16 protein-coding genes and 3 pseudogenes are annotated in these 14,718 nt (G+C 73.2%); 11 read left to right on the forward strand and 8 right to left on the reverse strand.

The window, feature by feature from the left end; translation table 11 throughout:
• Positions 1-22: 22 nt before the first annotated feature.
• Together E4U92_RS19160 and E4U92_RS19165 are read left to right on the forward strand one after the other, a co-directional pair.
• Positions 23-2,002, forward strand: coding sequence for a heavy metal translocating P-type ATPase (locus E4U92_RS19160; RefSeq protein ID WP_174863938.1), 1,980 nt, complete (start codon positions 23-25; stop codon positions 2,000-2,002).
• Positions 1,999-2,406, forward strand: a complete 408-nt coding sequence (locus E4U92_RS19165) for a (2Fe-2S) ferredoxin domain-containing protein (RefSeq protein ID WP_137301656.1) — start codon at positions 1,999-2,001, stop codon at positions 2,404-2,406. The genes E4U92_RS19160 and E4U92_RS19165 overlap by 4 nt, the downstream gene beginning before the upstream one ends.
• A gap of 130 nt (positions 2,407-2,536) precedes the next feature.
• Here E4U92_RS19165 and E4U92_RS36675 read toward each other — a convergent pair.
• From E4U92_RS36675 to E4U92_RS19180, 3 genes and pseudogenes are all read right to left on the reverse strand, one after another.
• Positions 2,537-2,641 (reverse strand): annotated as a pseudogene (locus E4U92_RS36675) (EamA family transporter); the annotation flags it as partial.
• Positions 2,642-2,715: 74 nt separating this feature from the next.
• The gene (locus tag E4U92_RS19175) at positions 2,716-3,138 is read right to left on the reverse strand and encodes a DUF6924 domain-containing protein (RefSeq protein ID WP_137301657.1); all 423 of its coding nucleotides are present in this window, start codon (positions 3,136-3,138) and stop codon (positions 2,716-2,718) included.
• 66 nt (positions 3,139-3,204) lie between these two features.
• Positions 3,205-3,594, reverse strand: coding sequence for a hypothetical protein (locus E4U92_RS19180; protein ID WP_137301727.1), 390 nt, complete (start codon positions 3,592-3,594; stop codon positions 3,205-3,207).
• 278 nt (positions 3,595-3,872) lie between these two features.
• On the opposite strand from E4U92_RS19180, the gene E4U92_RS19185 reads away from it, so the two are divergent.
• From E4U92_RS19185 to E4U92_RS19195, 3 genes are all read left to right on the forward strand, one after another.
• On the forward strand, positions 3,873-4,547 hold the full coding sequence (locus E4U92_RS19185) for a response regulator transcription factor (RefSeq protein ID WP_137301658.1): 675 nt from the start codon (positions 3,873-3,875) through the stop codon (positions 4,545-4,547).
• Positions 4,544-5,875, forward strand: coding sequence for a sensor histidine kinase (locus E4U92_RS19190; protein WP_137301659.1), 1,332 nt, complete (start codon positions 4,544-4,546; stop codon positions 5,873-5,875). Before E4U92_RS19185 ends, E4U92_RS19190 begins: the two co-directional genes overlap by 4 nt.
• Before the next feature lie 62 nt (positions 5,876-5,937).
• Positions 5,938-6,786 carry an endo alpha-1,4 polygalactosaminidase gene (locus tag E4U92_RS19195; protein WP_137301660.1) on the forward strand — a complete coding sequence of 283 codons (849 nt, stop codon included), beginning with the start codon at positions 5,938-5,940 and terminating at the stop codon, positions 6,784-6,786.
• Positions 6,787-6,845: 59 nt separating this feature from the next.
• Here the strand turns inward: E4U92_RS19195 and E4U92_RS19200 are convergent, their stop codons facing one another.
• Positions 6,846-7,565 (reverse strand): VanZ family protein, encoded by a 720-nt coding sequence (locus E4U92_RS19200; protein WP_137301661.1) that lies wholly within the window; start codon positions 7,563-7,565, stop codon positions 6,846-6,848.
• 121 nt (positions 7,566-7,686) lie between these two features.
• Here E4U92_RS19200 and E4U92_RS19205 point away from each other — a divergent pair.
• A pseudogene (locus E4U92_RS19205) lies at positions 7,687-8,452 on the forward strand (SDR family NAD(P)-dependent oxidoreductase).
• Positions 8,453-8,478: 26 nt separating this feature from the next.
• Positions 8,479-8,850, forward strand: coding sequence for a MerR family transcriptional regulator (locus tag E4U92_RS19210; protein ID WP_195826321.1), 372 nt, complete (start codon positions 8,479-8,481; stop codon positions 8,848-8,850).
• Between the two features lie 85 nt (positions 8,851-8,935).
• Here E4U92_RS19210 and E4U92_RS19215 read toward each other — a convergent pair whose 3' ends face one another.
• A complete protein-coding gene (locus tag E4U92_RS19215) occupies positions 8,936-9,871 on the reverse strand; it encodes a M48 family metalloprotease (RefSeq protein WP_137301729.1) in 936 nt (311 codons plus the stop codon).
• A 2-nt stretch (positions 9,872-9,873) separates the two neighbouring features.
• A complete protein-coding gene (locus E4U92_RS19220) occupies positions 9,874-10,242 on the reverse strand; it encodes a BlaI/MecI/CopY family transcriptional regulator (protein ID WP_137301662.1) in 369 nt (122 codons plus the stop codon).
• Positions 10,243-10,370: 128 nt separating this feature from the next.
• On the opposite strand from E4U92_RS19220, the gene E4U92_RS19225 reads away from it, so the two are divergent.
• Genes E4U92_RS19225 through E4U92_RS19240 form a run of 4 tightly spaced genes read left to right on the forward strand, consistent with a single transcriptional unit; the run spans position 10,371 to position 13,039 of the window.
• The gene (locus E4U92_RS19225) at positions 10,371-11,033 is read left to right on the forward strand and encodes a DedA family protein (protein ID WP_168725152.1); all 663 of its coding nucleotides are present in this window, start codon (positions 10,371-10,373) and stop codon (positions 11,031-11,033) included.
• A gap of 2 nt (positions 11,034-11,035) precedes the next feature.
• Complete coding sequence (locus tag E4U92_RS19230) at positions 11,036-11,644, forward strand: phosphatase PAP2 family protein (RefSeq protein WP_137301664.1); 609 nt, start codon at positions 11,036-11,038, stop codon at positions 11,642-11,644.
• Positions 11,641-12,336: a phosphatase PAP2 family protein gene (locus E4U92_RS19235; RefSeq protein ID WP_137301665.1), complete on the forward strand. Its 696-nt coding sequence runs from the start codon at positions 11,641-11,643 to the stop codon at positions 12,334-12,336. Before E4U92_RS19230 ends, E4U92_RS19235 begins: the two co-directional genes overlap by 4 nt.
• A gap of 46 nt (positions 12,337-12,382) precedes the next feature.
• Complete coding sequence (locus E4U92_RS19240) at positions 12,383-13,039, forward strand: maleylpyruvate isomerase mycothiol-dependent enzyme family protein (RefSeq protein WP_137301666.1); 657 nt, start codon at positions 12,383-12,385, stop codon at positions 13,037-13,039.
• 7 nt (positions 13,040-13,046) lie between these two features.
• Here E4U92_RS19240 and E4U92_RS19245 read toward each other — a convergent pair.
• Both E4U92_RS19245 and E4U92_RS19250 read right to left on the reverse strand, forming a co-directional pair.
• A pseudogene (locus E4U92_RS19245) lies at positions 13,047-13,307 on the reverse strand (VOC family protein); the annotation flags it as partial.
• Between the two features lie 107 nt (positions 13,308-13,414).
• The gene (locus E4U92_RS19250; RefSeq protein ID WP_137301667.1) at positions 13,415-14,710 is read right to left on the reverse strand and encodes a histidine-type phosphatase; all 1,296 of its coding nucleotides are present in this window, start codon (positions 14,708-14,710) and stop codon (positions 13,415-13,417) included.
• Positions 14,711-14,718 lie beyond the last annotated feature (8 nt).

The raw sequence follows: 14,718 nt of genomic DNA on the forward strand, positions 1-14,718 counted from the left end.
GCCCGTGAAGGGTTGTTCTGTCATGCCTTCAGTCCTGGACCAGCAGCGGTCCGCACCACCCGTCGGTGCCGTCCGGCCGGCCCCGCCCCGGCGCCGCACCCGCGTCCTGGCGCTGCCGGAAGCCCGGTGGGCGCTCGCGGCGCTCGCGCTGTTCCTGCTCGCGCTGCCGGTCCACCTGCTGGGCGGACCGGCATGGCTGTGGGGCACCCTGTTCGCCGCGACGTACGTCACGGGTGGCTGGGAGCCGGGCTGGGAGGGATGCAAGGCCCTGAAGGAGAAGACGCTGGACGTGGACCTGCTGATGGTCGTCGCCGCCCTGGGGGCTGCCGCGATCGGACAGGCCCTCGACGGCGCGCTGCTGATCGTCATCTTCGCCACCTCCGGCGCCCTGGAAGCCGTCGCGACCGCCCGCACCGCCGACTCCGTGCGCGGGCTGCTCGACCTCACCCCCACGACCGCGACCCGGATCCTGCCCGACGGCACCGAGGAGACGGTCGACACCGAGCATCTGGCGGTCGGGGACACGATCCGGGTCCGGCCCGGCGAGCGGGTCGGCGCGGACGGTCGGGTTCTGGACGGGGTCAGCGACGTCGACCAGGCCACCATCACCGGCGAGCCCCTCCCCGTCGCCAAACAGGCCGGGGACGAGGTGTTCGCCGGCACCGTCAACGGCATCGGCGCCCTGCGCGTACGCATCGAGCGCGACCCCTCGGACTCGGTGATCGCCCGGATCGTGAAGATGGTCGAGGAAGCCTCCGAGACCAAGGCCCCCACCCAGCTGTCCATCGAGAGGATCGAGCAGCGCTACTCGATCGGCATGGTGATCGCGACCCTCGCCGTCTTCGCCGTCCCGCTCGCCCTCGGCAGCACCCTCTCCTCGGCGCTGCTGCGGGCCATGACTTTCATGATCGTCGCCTCGCCGTGCGCGGTCGTGCTCTCCACCATGCCGCCGCTGCTGTCGGCCATCGCCAACGCCGGCCGGCGCGGTGTGCTCGCCAAGTCCGCCGTCGTCATGGAACGCCTCGGCCAGATCGACACCGTCGCCCTGGACAAGACCGGCACCCTCACCGAAGGCACCCCCCGCGTCACCGACCTGCGACCGCTGCCCGGCAGCGGCCTGGACCAGGACACGCTTCTCGTCCTGGCAGCGTCGGCCGAGCACCCCAGTGAGCACCCGCTCGCCCGGGCCGTCGTCGCCGCCGCACACGAACGCGGCCTGCCCCTGAGCCACGCCGAGGACTTCACCTCCAGCCCCGGCCAAGGCGTCACCGCCACCGTCGACGGCCACAGCCTCACCATCGGCGCCCCCGCCCGGCTGCTGGACCGCCCCGCCCACCAGCCGCACCGGGCGGTGGTGGCCGAACTGGAAGAGGCCGGACGCACCGCGGTTGTCGTCCTGCGCGGCCAGCAACCGGTGGGCGTGCTCGGGATCGCGGACCGGCTGCGGCCGGACGCCTCAGCCACCGTCGCCGCCCTCACCCGCCTGACCGGCCACCCGCCCGTCCTGCTGACCGGCGACAACGAACGCGCCGCCCGGCACTTGGCCGCCGAGGTCGGCATCACCGACGTACGCGCCCACCTGCTGCCCCAGGACAAAGTGACGGCCGTCAAGGAATGGGAGAGTCAAGGACGCCGGGTGCTGGTCGTCGGCGACGGCGTCAACGACGCCCCCGCCCTGGCCGCCGCGCACTCCGGGATCGCGATGGGCAAGGCGGGCGCCGACCTCGCCCTGGAGACCGCCGACGCCGTCGTCGTCCGCGACGAACTCGCCACCGTCCCTTCGATCGTTCAGCTCTCCCGCACCGCACGCCGCCTCGTCGTGCAGAATCTGCTGATCGCCGGAACCTTCATCGCCGTCCTGGTCGCCTGGGACTTGATCGGCACCCTGCCCCTGCCCCTCGGCGTCGCCGGCCACGAGGGCTCCACCGTCATCGTCGGCCTCAACGGCCTGCGCCTGCTGCGCGAGGCCGCCTGGCCCCGCCTCACCAAGGACACCGCGTGAGCAAACGCACCCGCCGTGCGGCCCCCGCCCCGGGGGCCGCACGTCCCACCGTCACCGTGTGCCGCGGCTGCTGCTGCGGAACGCCCAAGATTCCCGGCCTCGACCACGCCGCCCAACTCCGCGCCCTGCGCCAGGCCCTCGACGGCATCGCGACCGTACGCGTCACCGACTGCCTCGATGCCTGCGAGCGCGCCAACGTCGTCGTCGTCCAGCCCTCCGCCGAAGGCCGTAGGAACGGCGGCCGCCCCGTCTGGCTCGGCCTCGTCAACGACCCCGAGGCCACTGCCGACATCACCGCCTGGATCAAGGACGGCGGCCCCGGCCTCACTGACCCGCCCGGCATCCTCGACCTCTACACCTTCCGCCCCTCGCGCCGCGTCCAGGCCGAACTGCACGAGGCATGACGCTCCGCGACCGGCCGCCTGTCGCCGAACGTTCTCGTACCGCGACTGCACACGCCGGTATCCGCCGTGGGTGCGCACGTCGATGGGTCTGCTCGTGTGGGCCGGCGTCGGCCTGATCGGCGGTGGGGGCGGCGAGGGCGAGCGGCCCGGTCCCGGCGGGGCGGCCCCAGCGCTTGGTGAGGACGACACCGCCGGCCATCCCGGCCGTACCGCCGAGGCCGGCGAGCACCCCGAGCACCTTCGGCCGGCTGATACCCACCGACGCCTGGCGCGCGACTACGAAGCCCCGCCGACCCGCTCCGAGAAGCGTCAGCTCTGGTCGAAGCCGCGGAAGGTTCCGGATCCATCAGTCGCGTCGGCGAACTCTGCGAAGTCCATGTTGGCGATGCTGAGGTTGGCCGAGATGTCAGGAAACCACCGAGCGGGAACCCTGAACGTCCGCCCGGGCTCGTCCCAGAGGTCCACGGCCAGGAGCGGGTGACCCGGATCCTTCATGGTGGCTGCGTCGGCCAGAAACACGTAGACGATCTGCTCGTCTTCGTCTGCAGCGGCCTCCTCGGCCACCAGGGCGTGGACCCCCACGCCGGCGAACCTGAGTTCGCTGACATACGTGGCATGGGGGTGCTCGTCAGCCGCGTCGAGTGCGGCTCGAACCGCGTCCCAGGCACCCTCGTCACCGAAGTCGGTACGCAGGACCAGCGAGGTCAGATCATCGGGCTGAGGCAGAGGCACCTCGTGATCCTCTCACCCGGCGCTGACATCGACTGCCCGGTACAGACCCCGCACCGGAGGAACTGCTCAAGCAACCCGGCGATACCGGATACCCCTGTGACCGCACGCACCGAGCCACCGCCAGCGCCGGCGCTCCGTGACGAGGGTGGCGGCAGCCAGCAGGGTCACGGCGGCCGCCGCCCAAAAGGGCCAGGCCAGCCAGGAGAAGACCACGGCCGCGACGAGTTGGAGCAGCACCAGCAAGATCGTGACCCAGCCCGGCACCGCGATGATCACGTTGGCCTTGTCTCCCGGAGTGGAGAACAACGTCGGAAGGCCGATCAGGGCCAGCACGGACAGGGCGGCGAGCAGCGACGAGCGGCCGGCCAGGGCCCATGGGGTGGCCACCCACGCGACGAGTTCCGTCGCGAAGCGCAGGGCGGACGCAACGCGGTCGTCCGGCCGTCTCGTGGTCATTGCCCCATCCGCAGCGTCGGTCACCTGCGGACGATCTCACGGCACCACGGCTCACTGCCAGGGGCTGGAACGCCGTCGCACCACGGCTTCCATCCATCGTGCTGGGGGGCGTAGTGGGCGCCTGGTCCCGAGCCTCTTACCATGACGCGGGACGGTGAACACGTCGGGTCCGGCCGGACGGGTGCTCCCCGGCCGGTGATCAACGGCCCGACGGGTGGTGTGTCTGGTCGGCCCGCCTCCCCTGCAACCCTCTCCAGCCGAAGGACGAGATCCAAGCCATGCGCGTACTCCTGGTCGAGGACGAGGAAGACCTGCGGCAGGTGATCTCGGCGGGCCTGGAGGACGCCGGGTACGCCGTCGACACCGCGTCCGACTGGCCCGAGGCGGACGTCATGCTCGATCTGGCGCCCTACAGTTGCGTCGTGCTCGACCGCATCGTGCCGTCCGGCGACACGCTGCTGCCGCTCCAGGAGCGCCGCCGCCGCGGCTGGACGACCCCGGTCCTGTGTCTCACGGCCTTGAACGAGGTCGCGGACCGTGTGGACGGCTTTCATGCCGGAGCGGACGATTACCTGCCGAAACCGTTCGCCATGGTGGAGCTCGTGCTGCGCGTCGGCAGTCTCGTCCGCCGGGCACCGGAGCGGCTGCCCGTAGTGCTGCGCCACGCCGACATCGAGCTCGACGAGGTCAGGCGCGAGGTGCGTCGCGCCGGCGTCCTGCTGTATCCGACGCCCAAGGAGTACGCGGTCCTGCACCACCTTCTGCTGCACCCGGACGAGGTGGTCACCCGTACCGCGTTGATCGAGCACTGCTGGGACGAGATGGCCGACCCCGTCTCCAACGTCGTCGACGCGGTCATGGCGGGCCTGCGGCGCAAGCTGGGCGAGCCGGCCTTGATCCGCACCGTCCGCGGTCACGGCTTCCGGCTCACGGACAGCGCGGACGCGTCATGACGGACGGACGGCCGTCTCCGGCCCGTCGGCGCCTGAGCCGGCTGCAGCGGCGGCTCACCCTGGCGTACACATTGATCACGCTGGCCGGAGTGGGAGCCCTGTCCTGGCTGGTGATCCGCACGGACGGACGGTCCTGGCAGGCCGCCGAGTACGAGGAGATGCGCAGGCGGGCGGCGGTGACCGCTTCGCTGGTGTACTACACCGACGCCGGGATCCAGCTCGACGGTCTCTACGACGACGAGGCGACCAGTGGCCGTCCCCAGGTGATCGTGCTCCAGGCCCGCCGCGACGGACTGAAGCAGGTGTTCATCTCACGCGGTCCCGCCGCATACGTCGGGGCGGACGCGATCGACCGGGTGGCGCGCAGCGCGATGACCCGCGACGACACGGTGCGTGCGAAAGGCCGTAGCCACGCCGGTCAGCCGGTGTACCTCCTGGCAGTGCCCTTCTACGACGACGTGGCGCAGAAGACGTCGGGCGCGGTGGTGGTGATCGGCGACCCCGCCGAGGGGCGGTCCGAACACCACCGGCTGGTGGTGGCGGTACTGTCCGGCTCCGCTCTCCTGGTGCTCTTGGCGGCGGTGACGGGGCACGTGCTGTCCGGGCGCAGTATGCGTCCCGCCGCCGAGGCACTCGACGCCCAGGAACGGCTGCTCGCTGACGCGGCACATGAGCTGCGCACGCCGGTGGCCGTCATGCGAGGCTCGATCGACCTCGCAGACGCCGACCCGGACCGGCTGCCCGCGCACCTGCCGCGTCTGCGGCGGGCCGCGGACCGGATGACGGATGTCGTCGACAACATCCTCACTCGCGGCCGCCTGCAGGCCGGGCATACGTCTCGTCCCGTCCCCCTGCGCCTGGACCAGCTCGTCGAGCAGGTCTGCGAGGAGTTGCCGCCTTCCCGGCACACGGTGAGCACGCTGCTCGAACCGTCGGTGGTGACCGCCGACCCGGAGTTGGTGCGGACAGCGGTGCGCAATCTGCTCGCCAACGCGATGCGACACGGGCGGACCCCCGGCGACCCGCTGGAGCGGGCCCAGGTGGACGTCGCCGTCCACGGCACGACAGTGACAGTGGCGGATCGGGGCCCCGGACTGGACCCGGAGAGCCTGCCCGCTCTGCTGGTCCGGTACCGCTCCCCGGGTGGCGGCACCGGCATCGGGCTGTCACTGGTGCGGGACGTCGCTGCGGCCCACGGCGGAGACATCACGGTGCGCAGGCGGCCCGGCGGCGGTACGGTCTTCGCGCTCGTGCTCGGTCCGGCCCAGCGGCGGACGGGACGCCCCAGGACACCGCGTCGTTCCGCCGGCCGTGACTCCTCCTCATGATTCCCTCACGGTTCCCGGATCAGGATGTGTCCGTCCGTCCGTCACCTCGCCCGGGAGCACGTGTGCCGAACCACGCCGCTGTACCTCTCCTCCGCCGTAGAAGCACCGTCGTCGCCGGGGTGGTCGGCGCCGTCACTGCCCTGGGAGTGGGCGTGACCCTCTCCCACGTCTTCGCGGCCGGTACCGCACCGAAGGTGGTGCCTCCGACGGCCAATGCGGCGTTCGACTATCAGATCGGCGGCCCGTACGCCCCCGCGAAGGGGGTGACCGCCGTGTCGCGCGACCGGTCCGCCCGGCCCGTCGACGGCCTGTACAACGTCTGTTACGTCAACGCGTTCCAGGTCCAGCCCGACGCGCTCGACTGGTGGCAGAAGAACCACCCCGACCTGATCCTGCGCGACAGGAACAAGCGTCCGGTGATCGACCAGGACTGGGACGAGGCCCTTCTGGACACCTCGACGGCGGACAAGCGCTCGCGGCTCGCCGATGTCGTCGGAGCGTGGGTGGACGGTTGCGCCAAGAGCGGCTTCCAAGCCGTGGAGCCGGACAACCTCGACTCCTACGAGCGTTCGGGCGGGCTCCTGAGCAAGGCGAACAATGCGGCCTTCGCCAAGCTTCTGGCCACCCGGGCCCACTCCGCGGGGCTCGCCGTCGGACAGAAGAACACCGTCGACATGCTGCCGGAAAGCACGAAGATCGGCTTCGACTTCGCCGTCGCCGAGGAATGCGGCGAGTACGACGAGTGTGGCGACTACGCCGAGGCCTACGCGGACCGCGTCTTCGTGATCGAGTACAGCAGCGGCGGCTTCAGCCGGGCCTGCGCGGGCTTCGGCGCCCGGCTCGGCATCGTCCAGCGCGACCTGGACGTCGCCCCGCGCGGAGCCGGTGGGTACACCTTTCGGACCTGCTGATACGAGGAAGTCTGCCGGCCGCGGTGAGTGGTGCGCCGCTCCCGCCGCCGGATCGTGCGTCAACCCGCCGCCACCGGCGCCGGACGATCCGGTCCCGCTGTCGTCGCTCGCCGGGTGCCGCTGCGCCACCAACGGCGCGACGCCAGCCCGGCGAGCAGGGCGCCGGTCGCGTTGAGGAGCACGTCGTCGACGGACGACACGCGGTCGAGCCGGAACACGGACTGGGAGACCTCCACGAGTACCGAGCAGCCCGCGCCGAGCGCCAGGACGCGCGGTGCGGACGCGAGGGCCGCGAACCGCACGGGGGCGAAGAAGCCGAGGGACGCGAAGACGAGCAGGTTGCCGACGATCCCGAGGGAGCCCATCGTGACGAGGTCCCGCAGCGGCACGAGGCTGATCCGGGCCGGGGCGACGCCCACGCCGCCGCCCGGCATCAGGGTCAGCCACAGGAAGGGCACGGTCCCGTGCACCATGCCCACCTCGGCCAGCGACACCCGCCCCGCCGCGGCGACCCCCCGGCGCCGCCGCCACCACGTCAGCCCGCACACCACCAGCCCGGACAGCGGCAGCGCGACCAGCGTCATCAGCACCACCCCGTTGAACGTGTCGAGACACCCGTGCCACCGCCCCGCCATGCACCTCGGGGCGGACATCATGAGCGGCCGCCGCACGACGTAGGCGGCACCGGCGAGGGCGAGACAGACGACCCCGACGGCCGCGCCGGTGCGCGCGCGCCGGGCTCGTACGGACAGGGACGAGTGGGGAGCGGCGTGATCCATACCGCCATTGCAGGGGAGGCGCTGTTGCGAGGGCGTATGCGGTTACGGATACACCGGCGATACACGGACCGGCGCTCCTGGACGTAGCCGTTGACCTTGCCGTTGGCGGCAGGGTCGGACGATGACCGGCATGGACAGCACCACACTGCGCACCAGCAGGGTTGTCGCCGTCACGGGAGCCGGCACCGGGATCGGCCGGGCCACCGCCCGTGCCTTCGCTGCCGAGGGGGCCCACGTGATCGCGGTCGGGCGGCGACTCGAGCCGCTCGTGGAGACGGCTGCCGGGGACGCCCGGATCACCCCGCTGACCGCTGATGTCACCGCCAGGGGCGGGCCCGGTCGGATTCTGCGCGCCGCACGGGACGCACGGTCGGCTGGACGTGCTCGTCAACAATGCCGGCATCGTGCACAGCGGGGCTCTCGGCACCCTGACGTCCGAGACGATCGAGGCCCAGCTCGCCAGCAACGTCGTCGCCCCCGCGCTGATGGCGCAGGCCGCGCTGCCGCTCCTGGAGGCATCGCGCGGGGTGATCGTCAATGTCAGTACATCGGTGGGACAACGGGCCTGGCCGGGCAGCTCGGTCTACGCGGCGACGAAGACGGCTCTGGAGTCGCTGACCCGTAGCTGGGCGGTCGAGCTGGCGCCCCGCGGGATCCGCGTGGTGGCGGTCGCCCCCGGAGCGGTCGACACCCCCATCGCGGAGCACATGGGTCTCACTCCGGAGCAGCGGGCGGCGCTGCGCACCTGGCAACGGGCGCACACCCCGCTGGCTCGGATCGGCCGCCCCGAGGAAGTGGCCTGGGCGATCGTCCGGCTGGCCGCGCCGGCCGCCTCGTTCGTCACCGGCGTGGTGCTCCCGGTCGACGGCGGGGCGGTCGTGGCGTGATAGGAGTGGCCCGGGAGGTGAGGCGGGTGCGGATCGGTGAGCTGGCCAAGGCGACCGGGACGACCGCTCGTGCGCTGCGGCACTACGAGCAGGCCGGCCTGATCTCCTCCGAACGGGCCGCCAACGGGTACCGCGTGTACGACGAGCGGGCCGTGGTGCGGGTGGGCAACATCCGCTGTCTGCTGGCCGCCGGGCTCACCCTGGACGACGTACGCGTGTTCCTGCCGTGCCTGGACGGTGATGTGGCCGCGGCACCGCCCTCGGACAGGGGGCTGCAGGTCGCGCTGCGACGTCTGGCGGTCCTCGACCGACGGATCGCCGCCCAGACCGAGGCCCGCGACCGGCTGGCGGCCGCGCTGCGGCAGGCAGTCGGTGGCCGGGTCAGCCCCGTGGCCTGACCGCTCCCCATCGCACCCGCCGAGGACCCCCGCTTCACCGCGCCTGTGACGGCGACGGCTGTGGCGACGCGGCGTCGCCGTCTCCTCAGCCCCCCGCCTCCCCCTGGGCCACCTCGATGTCCTCGTGGACGCGTACCGCGCTCGTCGCCGCCGTCGTGGCGGACAGGATCGCGCAGACGGCCAGGAGCGCCGCGATCCACGTGCTGGTGCGGGGCGGGCGGTGGGCGGGGGAGAGGAGGGCGGCGACGCGACGGGGCACCGGGCCCGTGGTGGCCGCCGGGGTGACCGCGGAGCGGTCCGTGTCCGCCGAGTGGGCGGCCAGGGCGGCGCGGGCGATGGCGCGCGCGGTGAGACGCCGGTCGCCGACGCGGCTGGCCGCGGCCTCGTCGGCAGCGCGCTCGGCGGCGAGCCGGATCGCCTCACGCACGGGACGCAGCGCGGGGTGGCAGTGGGCGGCGAGTTCGGCCGCGGCCAGGAAGTAGTGGTGGCCCCCGGCGTTGTGGGCGCGCTCGTGGGCGAACAGCGCCTCGCGTTCGCGCGCGTCGAGGCTGCGCAGCATCGCGGTGGTGACGACGATGCGGTGCGGCCGCCCGGGCAGGGCGTACGCGTCGGGCCGCGCCGACTCGACGACGCACAGGTCGCCCGCCGCGGGGCACCGGCCGGCCTGCGACCGTGCGGTGCGCAGCCCCGCGGTCTGCCGTACGACGGACCGCCCGAGGGCGAGGGCGGCGAGCGTGAGGAGCCCGGCGGCGAGTGCGGCCAGCGGCAGGACCAGCCACTCGGACGGGGTGCGCAAGGGGTGGACCAGTTCCCCGACGGCGGCGAAGGCCGGGACGTGGAGCAGCCCGGTGAGGGTCAGTGTGCCGAGGGTCGCGACGGTGCCGGCCGCCAGGAGCAGGGCCGAGACGGTCAGCGTCCACAGGGCGGCCACCGGCGGGCAGCGGTCGAGGACCCGGCGGGCGAGCAGCGGGGCCACGCACGGCGCCAGCAGGGGGACCAGCAGGACCAGCGGGAACGAGATGCTCACTGGCCCTCCTGCAGTAGACGGCGCAGCACCTCTTCGTCGTCCGGGCTGAGCTGGGCCACGAACCGCGCCAGCACGCTCTCGCGGTCGTCGCCGCGGTCGAGCTCGCTGTGCATGCGCAGCGCGGTCAGCCCGTGCGGGTCCTGCAGGGGGCGGTAGGCGTAGCCGCGGCCGTGCCGCTCGCGCTCCACGGTCCCCTTCTCGTGGAGCCGGGACAGGATCGTCGTCACGGTCGTGCGGGCCAGGCCCGAGTCGAGCTCGGCCTGTACCTGTGCCGGGGTGAGCGGCGCGCCCGCGGCCCACAGCGCGGCCATCACTGCGGCCTCCAGTTCGCCGGCCGGACGGCGTTGGTCCTTCGCATCCGTCATGGGAACGATCCTCACCCCGCGATCGTCTACAGTGTCGTAGACCGTCTACAGAATTGTAGTCGGTCAGGTGCCGTGCATCCGCTCGGCGGTCGGATCGTCCGCACGGGTCCGCACGAAAGGACATGCCGATGAACACACCCTTGGCTCTATCGTCGCAGCTCGCCGTGAATCCCCTCGACGCGCGGTCGCTGCTGGCCGCCTTCGGCGTGCTGGGCGTCGGCGTGGTGATGTTCGCCGAGACGGGCCTGTTGATCGGCTTCTTCCTGCCGGGCGACTCCCTGCTGTTCACCGCGGGCCTGCTGTGCACGGGCTCGGGGCAGCACGGCGTACGGCTGTCCCTGGGGCCGCTGCTGTGCGCGGCGGCGCTCGGCGCGGTCGCCGGAGCCCAGTGCGGCTACCTGCTGGGACGCCGCGCGGGCGGTGCCCTCCTCGCCCGCAGCCGCTCGGCGCGGCTGCGCGACGGGGCGCAGCGCGCGGAGGAGCTGCTCGCCCGGTACGGGCACGCGAAGGCGATCGTGCTGGCGAGATTCGTGCCGGTGGTGCGGACGGTGCTCAACCCGCTCGCGGGGGCGCTGGGCGTGCCCGCGCGCGTGTTCACCGTGTGGCAGGCGGCCGGCGGTCTGGTCTGGAGCGTCGGCCTGACCCTGGCCGGGTACGGCCTCGGCTCGTCGATCCCCGACGTGGACCGCTACCTGCTGCCGCTGGTCGCCCTGATCGTGGCGCTGTCCCTCGTCCCGCTCGCCGCCGAGCTGTACCGCGGCCGCAGGCGCACCCAGGAGAAGGGGGCCTGAGGATGATCCTCGCGTTCGGCGGGGCGTCGGTCGACGGCTCGGCCTACCGGGACGTCACGGACTGGGCGCAGCGCGCGCCCGGCTGGCTGGACACCGCGGTGACGGTGTGGTCGGCGTACGGCCTGGGACTGTTCGCCGTGCTCATGATCCTGGGCTGGTGGCGGGCCCGGCAGCAGGGGGCCGCGCAGGCGCTCACGGCCCTCGCCGTACCCCTGGTGGCTGTCCTGGCCTACGGCGTGGACGCCGTGCTCAAGTCGGCCGTCGGTGAGGACCGGCCGTGCCGGACCCTGCGCGTGACGACCCTCGAGGCGTGTCCCCCGCACGGTGACTGGTCGTTCCCCAGCAACCACGCGGCCATCGCCGCGGCGGCCGCGGTGGCGCTGCTGTTCGTTTCGCGACGACTGGGCACGCCCGCGTGCGCGGCGGCCGTCGCGATGGCGGCTTCCCGTGTCTGGATCGGCGTCCACTACCCGCACGACGTGGTGACCGGCGTCCTCGTGGGGGCCCTGGTGGCCCTGCCGGCGATGCTCCTCGTCCGCCGTCGGTCTCCCGACCTGGCCCGCAGGGCGACGGCCGCCGCACCGCTGCGCACCCTGCTGTCGGCCCCGTGAACCGCAGGGACGCCGCCGACCTCGCCGGCAGCGCCGGTGTCGGCGCCTGGACGGCCTTCGCGGTGCTGACGATGATCGTGGTGGGCGGAGCGGGCGCACCGCTCTGGCTGGACGGCACCTTCCTGACCTGGTCCGTCGGCCACCGCCCCGACGAACTGGTGGCGCTGGCCCGGGGGGTGACCGCCACCGGCAGCGGCGTCGTCCCCTACGCGCTCGCGGCCCTGGCCGGCGCTCTGGCCGGACGGACCACGTGGCAAAGACTGCGGGCAGCCGCCCTTGCCCTGGGCTGCCTGGCGACGGGCCAGGCCCTGCGCTACGCCACGATGACCCGCGTCCACCGCCCCCGGCCCCCGCGCTCCGACTGGGCCGCGCACGCGACCGGCTGGGCGTTCCCGTCCGGGCACACCACCACGGCGGCCCTCACCGCGGGCATCCTCCTCGTCGCCCTCGCCCTGCGCGCCCCCCGCGGCGGCCGGGCCCTCCAGGTCGCCGTCGTCTGCTGGGGGCTGTCGGTCGGACTGACCCGCGTCTACCTCGGGGTGCACTGGTTCACGGACGTCGTCGCCGGCTGGCTGTTCGCGACGGCCTGGCTGGGCACCTGCCTGTGGGCGGCGGCCCGCTGGCTGCCCGGCACCTTCCTCACCGCGCTCACGCCCCGACCGGCTCCGGAGCCGACGGAGCGCGGCGCCTGAAACAATCGACAGGCGTCGCTCCCGCCCGCCGCGATACCGTCCCGCCATGTCGCGAACAGCCGAGGGCGGCCCCCGCCGGACGCCCGTCACCGCCGATGACCTCGATCTCGCCGTACAGCTCGCCGTGGCGCTGCTGCGCCAGGCACCGGACGGGGCCTGGGAGGGGAAGGCCGGTTCGCTGGAGTGGGACTGCTGGGAGACCGTGGAACACCTCAGCGACGACCTCTTCGCGTACGCCGTCCAACTCGGGCCGAGGACACCGCCGTCCAACGGTGAGGTGCCGTTCGTGTGGGAGAGCCGGCGGCCCGGCGGGCCCGCGAACGCCGTGCACGCCGACCGGGCCGCCGGACCGGCGGGACTGCTGCAGGTGCTGGAGGCGTGCGGGGCGCTGCTGGTCGCCATGGTGCGGACGACGCAGTCGCACGTGCGCGCCCACCACGTCCACGGCGCCTCCGACGCCGAGGGCTTCGCCGCCATGGGGATCGTCGAGACCGTGGTCCACACGTACGACCTGGCCCAGGGGCTCGGCCTGCCCTGGGACCCGCCCGCCGACCTGTGCGCGCGGGTGCTCGCCCGGCTGTTCCCGGACGCCCCGACGTCCACCGACCCCTGGGCCACCCTGCTGTGGGCCACCGGGCGCGCCGACCTGCCCGGACGCCCCCGCCCCACCACGTGGCGCTGGGACGGCACCCCCCGGGACTAGGGGTGCCTCAGACTTCCGCCCGGCGCTGCTGGTCACTGTGCGCGATCTGCACCAGATTGCCGCACGTGTCGTCCAGGACGGCGGTGGTGACCGTCCCCGTCTCCAGCGGTTCCTGCGTGAACCGGACGCCGAGGGCGCGCAGCCGCTCGAACTCCGCCCGCACGTCGTCCACCGCGAACGAGGCGGCCGGGATGCCGTCCTGCACGAGTGCCGCCCGGTACGGCCCCACCGCGGGGTGCCCGGACGGCTCCAGCAGCAGCTCGGTGCCGGTGGATCCTCATGAGGTGCTCTCCGGTGGGTCGGGGGAACGTGGACACGTCGTCCGCCACGCCCCCACGATAGGCACCGCCGGGCCGTGGGGCGCGGCGCGCCGCCTCAGCTCGCGCGGCCGAAGCAGCGTTCCAGCTCGTCCAGGTCGTAGAGGGCGCTGCCCCGGGACACGGGGCGGCAGCCCTGCTTGAAGGCGGTCTCCTTCTCGTTGTAGAGCATGCGCACCAGGTAGGTGTCGCCCTTGCGGAAGACGTCCCACTGGATGTTCGCGGCCATGGGGGCGACGGACGCCCCGCGCCACGCATTGTTCGCGTAGGTGTACGGCCGGCCGGGCACCGCAGCCTCGGTGCTGCCCGGCAGGCCCATCAGCGCGGCCAGCGGGATGATCTCCTCGGCGTGCGTGAAGCACAGTTCCGCGCCCAGCGTGCTGGTACCGGCGCGCTTGGCCTCGACCTGCCGGAAGAAGTCATCGAGCAGGACGTCCGCCATCCGGTAGGTGATGTCGCTGTCCGCGAACCCCGGGCCCTTCTCGTAGAAGTCCTCGGCGTCGCTCAGGTACCCGAACCACGCGGCGTCGCGCGGCGCGATGTAGCGCCCCATGGGCAGGGCCCGGTGGTGCGGCATCTCGGCGCTCATGCTCGGGGCGATCGCGTAGAGGCCGTAGACGGCCCGGGCGACGTCGACGGCCGAGGCGACGGAGGAGAACTCGCCGTCCGCGACGCGCCGGACGAACGCGGGCTTGAAGATCCGCTTTAGGACCCGCCGGGCGGCCTGCGCGGTGGCCGGCTGGTCGGTGATGTCCTTCAAGGTGGTGGCCAGCCGCTGGTCATGGTCGATGTAGTCGCGGTAGGCGGCGCCGCCGGCCGACTTGTGGAAGTAGAGCAGGTCCCGGTCGGAGCGGGCGGGCCGGACGAGGAACCTGAGGGCGGGGTCGTCGGAGGTGAGCGCGCCGGTGAACACGTCGCCGCTGGCGACGGCGCGTGCCTCACCGGAGGTGACGACGTCGATGGGCTCGGAGTGCGCGGCGATCCGCCGGAACAGGCCGGGGAGCCGCTCGTGCAGGCGTACGGCGGCGCCCCGCAGTTCCTGCTCGCCGCGCCCGCTGAGATTGCCGTACCCGAGGGTGTCCATGGCCGCGAGGAGCGTCCGCACGTCGGGACCGAACTGCCGGCCGGAGGGAGTGAGCCCCTCGGCCGCAGCACGGTCCCACAGGGCGAGCACGAGGTCGCCGTCCTTGCCGCCGGTGGCGGCACGCGAGCCGTGCCGGGAGACGGACTGGGCGAAGACGGGCTGGTAGCCCCGCGGGGCACGCTGGTAGCCGCGGACGCCCTGCTGGGGTTCGTAGGACGCCTTGGTCCCGTAGGCGGTGAGGGACCGGGAGCCGGTGGCTCGGCGGGACAGCTCGTGGA

The organism is Streptomyces galbus (assembly GCF_005280195.1).
In the GTDB taxonomy this organism is placed as follows: Bacteria; Actinomycetota; Actinomycetes; order Streptomycetales; family Streptomycetaceae; genus Streptomyces; species Streptomyces galbus.

What these genes read in the sequence shown, in the direction of transcription:
- E4U92_RS19160 (WP_174863938.1), top strand. Translation starts at nt 23, where the DNA reads ATGCCTTCAGTCCTGGACCAGCAGCGGTCCGCACCACCCGTCGGTGCC.
- E4U92_RS19180 (WP_137301727.1), bottom strand. Translation starts at nt 3,594, where the DNA reads ATGACCACGAGACGGCCGGACGACCGCGTTGCGTCCGCCCTGCGCTTC.
- E4U92_RS19185 (WP_137301658.1), top strand. Translation starts at nt 3,873, where the DNA reads ATGCGCGTACTCCTGGTCGAGGACGAGGAAGACCTGCGGCAGGTGATC.
- E4U92_RS19190 (WP_137301659.1), top strand. Translation starts at nt 4,544, where the DNA reads ATGACGGACGGACGGCCGTCTCCGGCCCGTCGGCGCCTGAGCCGGCTG.
- E4U92_RS19200 (WP_137301661.1), bottom strand. Translation starts at nt 7,565, where the DNA reads ATGGATCACGCCGCTCCCCACTCGTCCCTGTCCGTACGAGCCCGGCGC.
- E4U92_RS19220 (WP_137301662.1), bottom strand. Translation starts at nt 10,242, where the DNA reads ATGACGGATGCGAAGGACCAACGCCGTCCGGCCGGCGAACTGGAGGCC.
- E4U92_RS19225 (WP_168725152.1), top strand. Translation starts at nt 10,371, where the DNA reads ATGAACACACCCTTGGCTCTATCGTCGCAGCTCGCCGTGAATCCCCTC.
- E4U92_RS19230 (WP_137301664.1), top strand. Translation starts at nt 11,036, where the DNA reads ATGATCCTCGCGTTCGGCGGGGCGTCGGTCGACGGCTCGGCCTACCGG.
- E4U92_RS19240 (WP_137301666.1), top strand. Translation starts at nt 12,383, where the DNA reads ATGTCGCGAACAGCCGAGGGCGGCCCCCGCCGGACGCCCGTCACCGCC.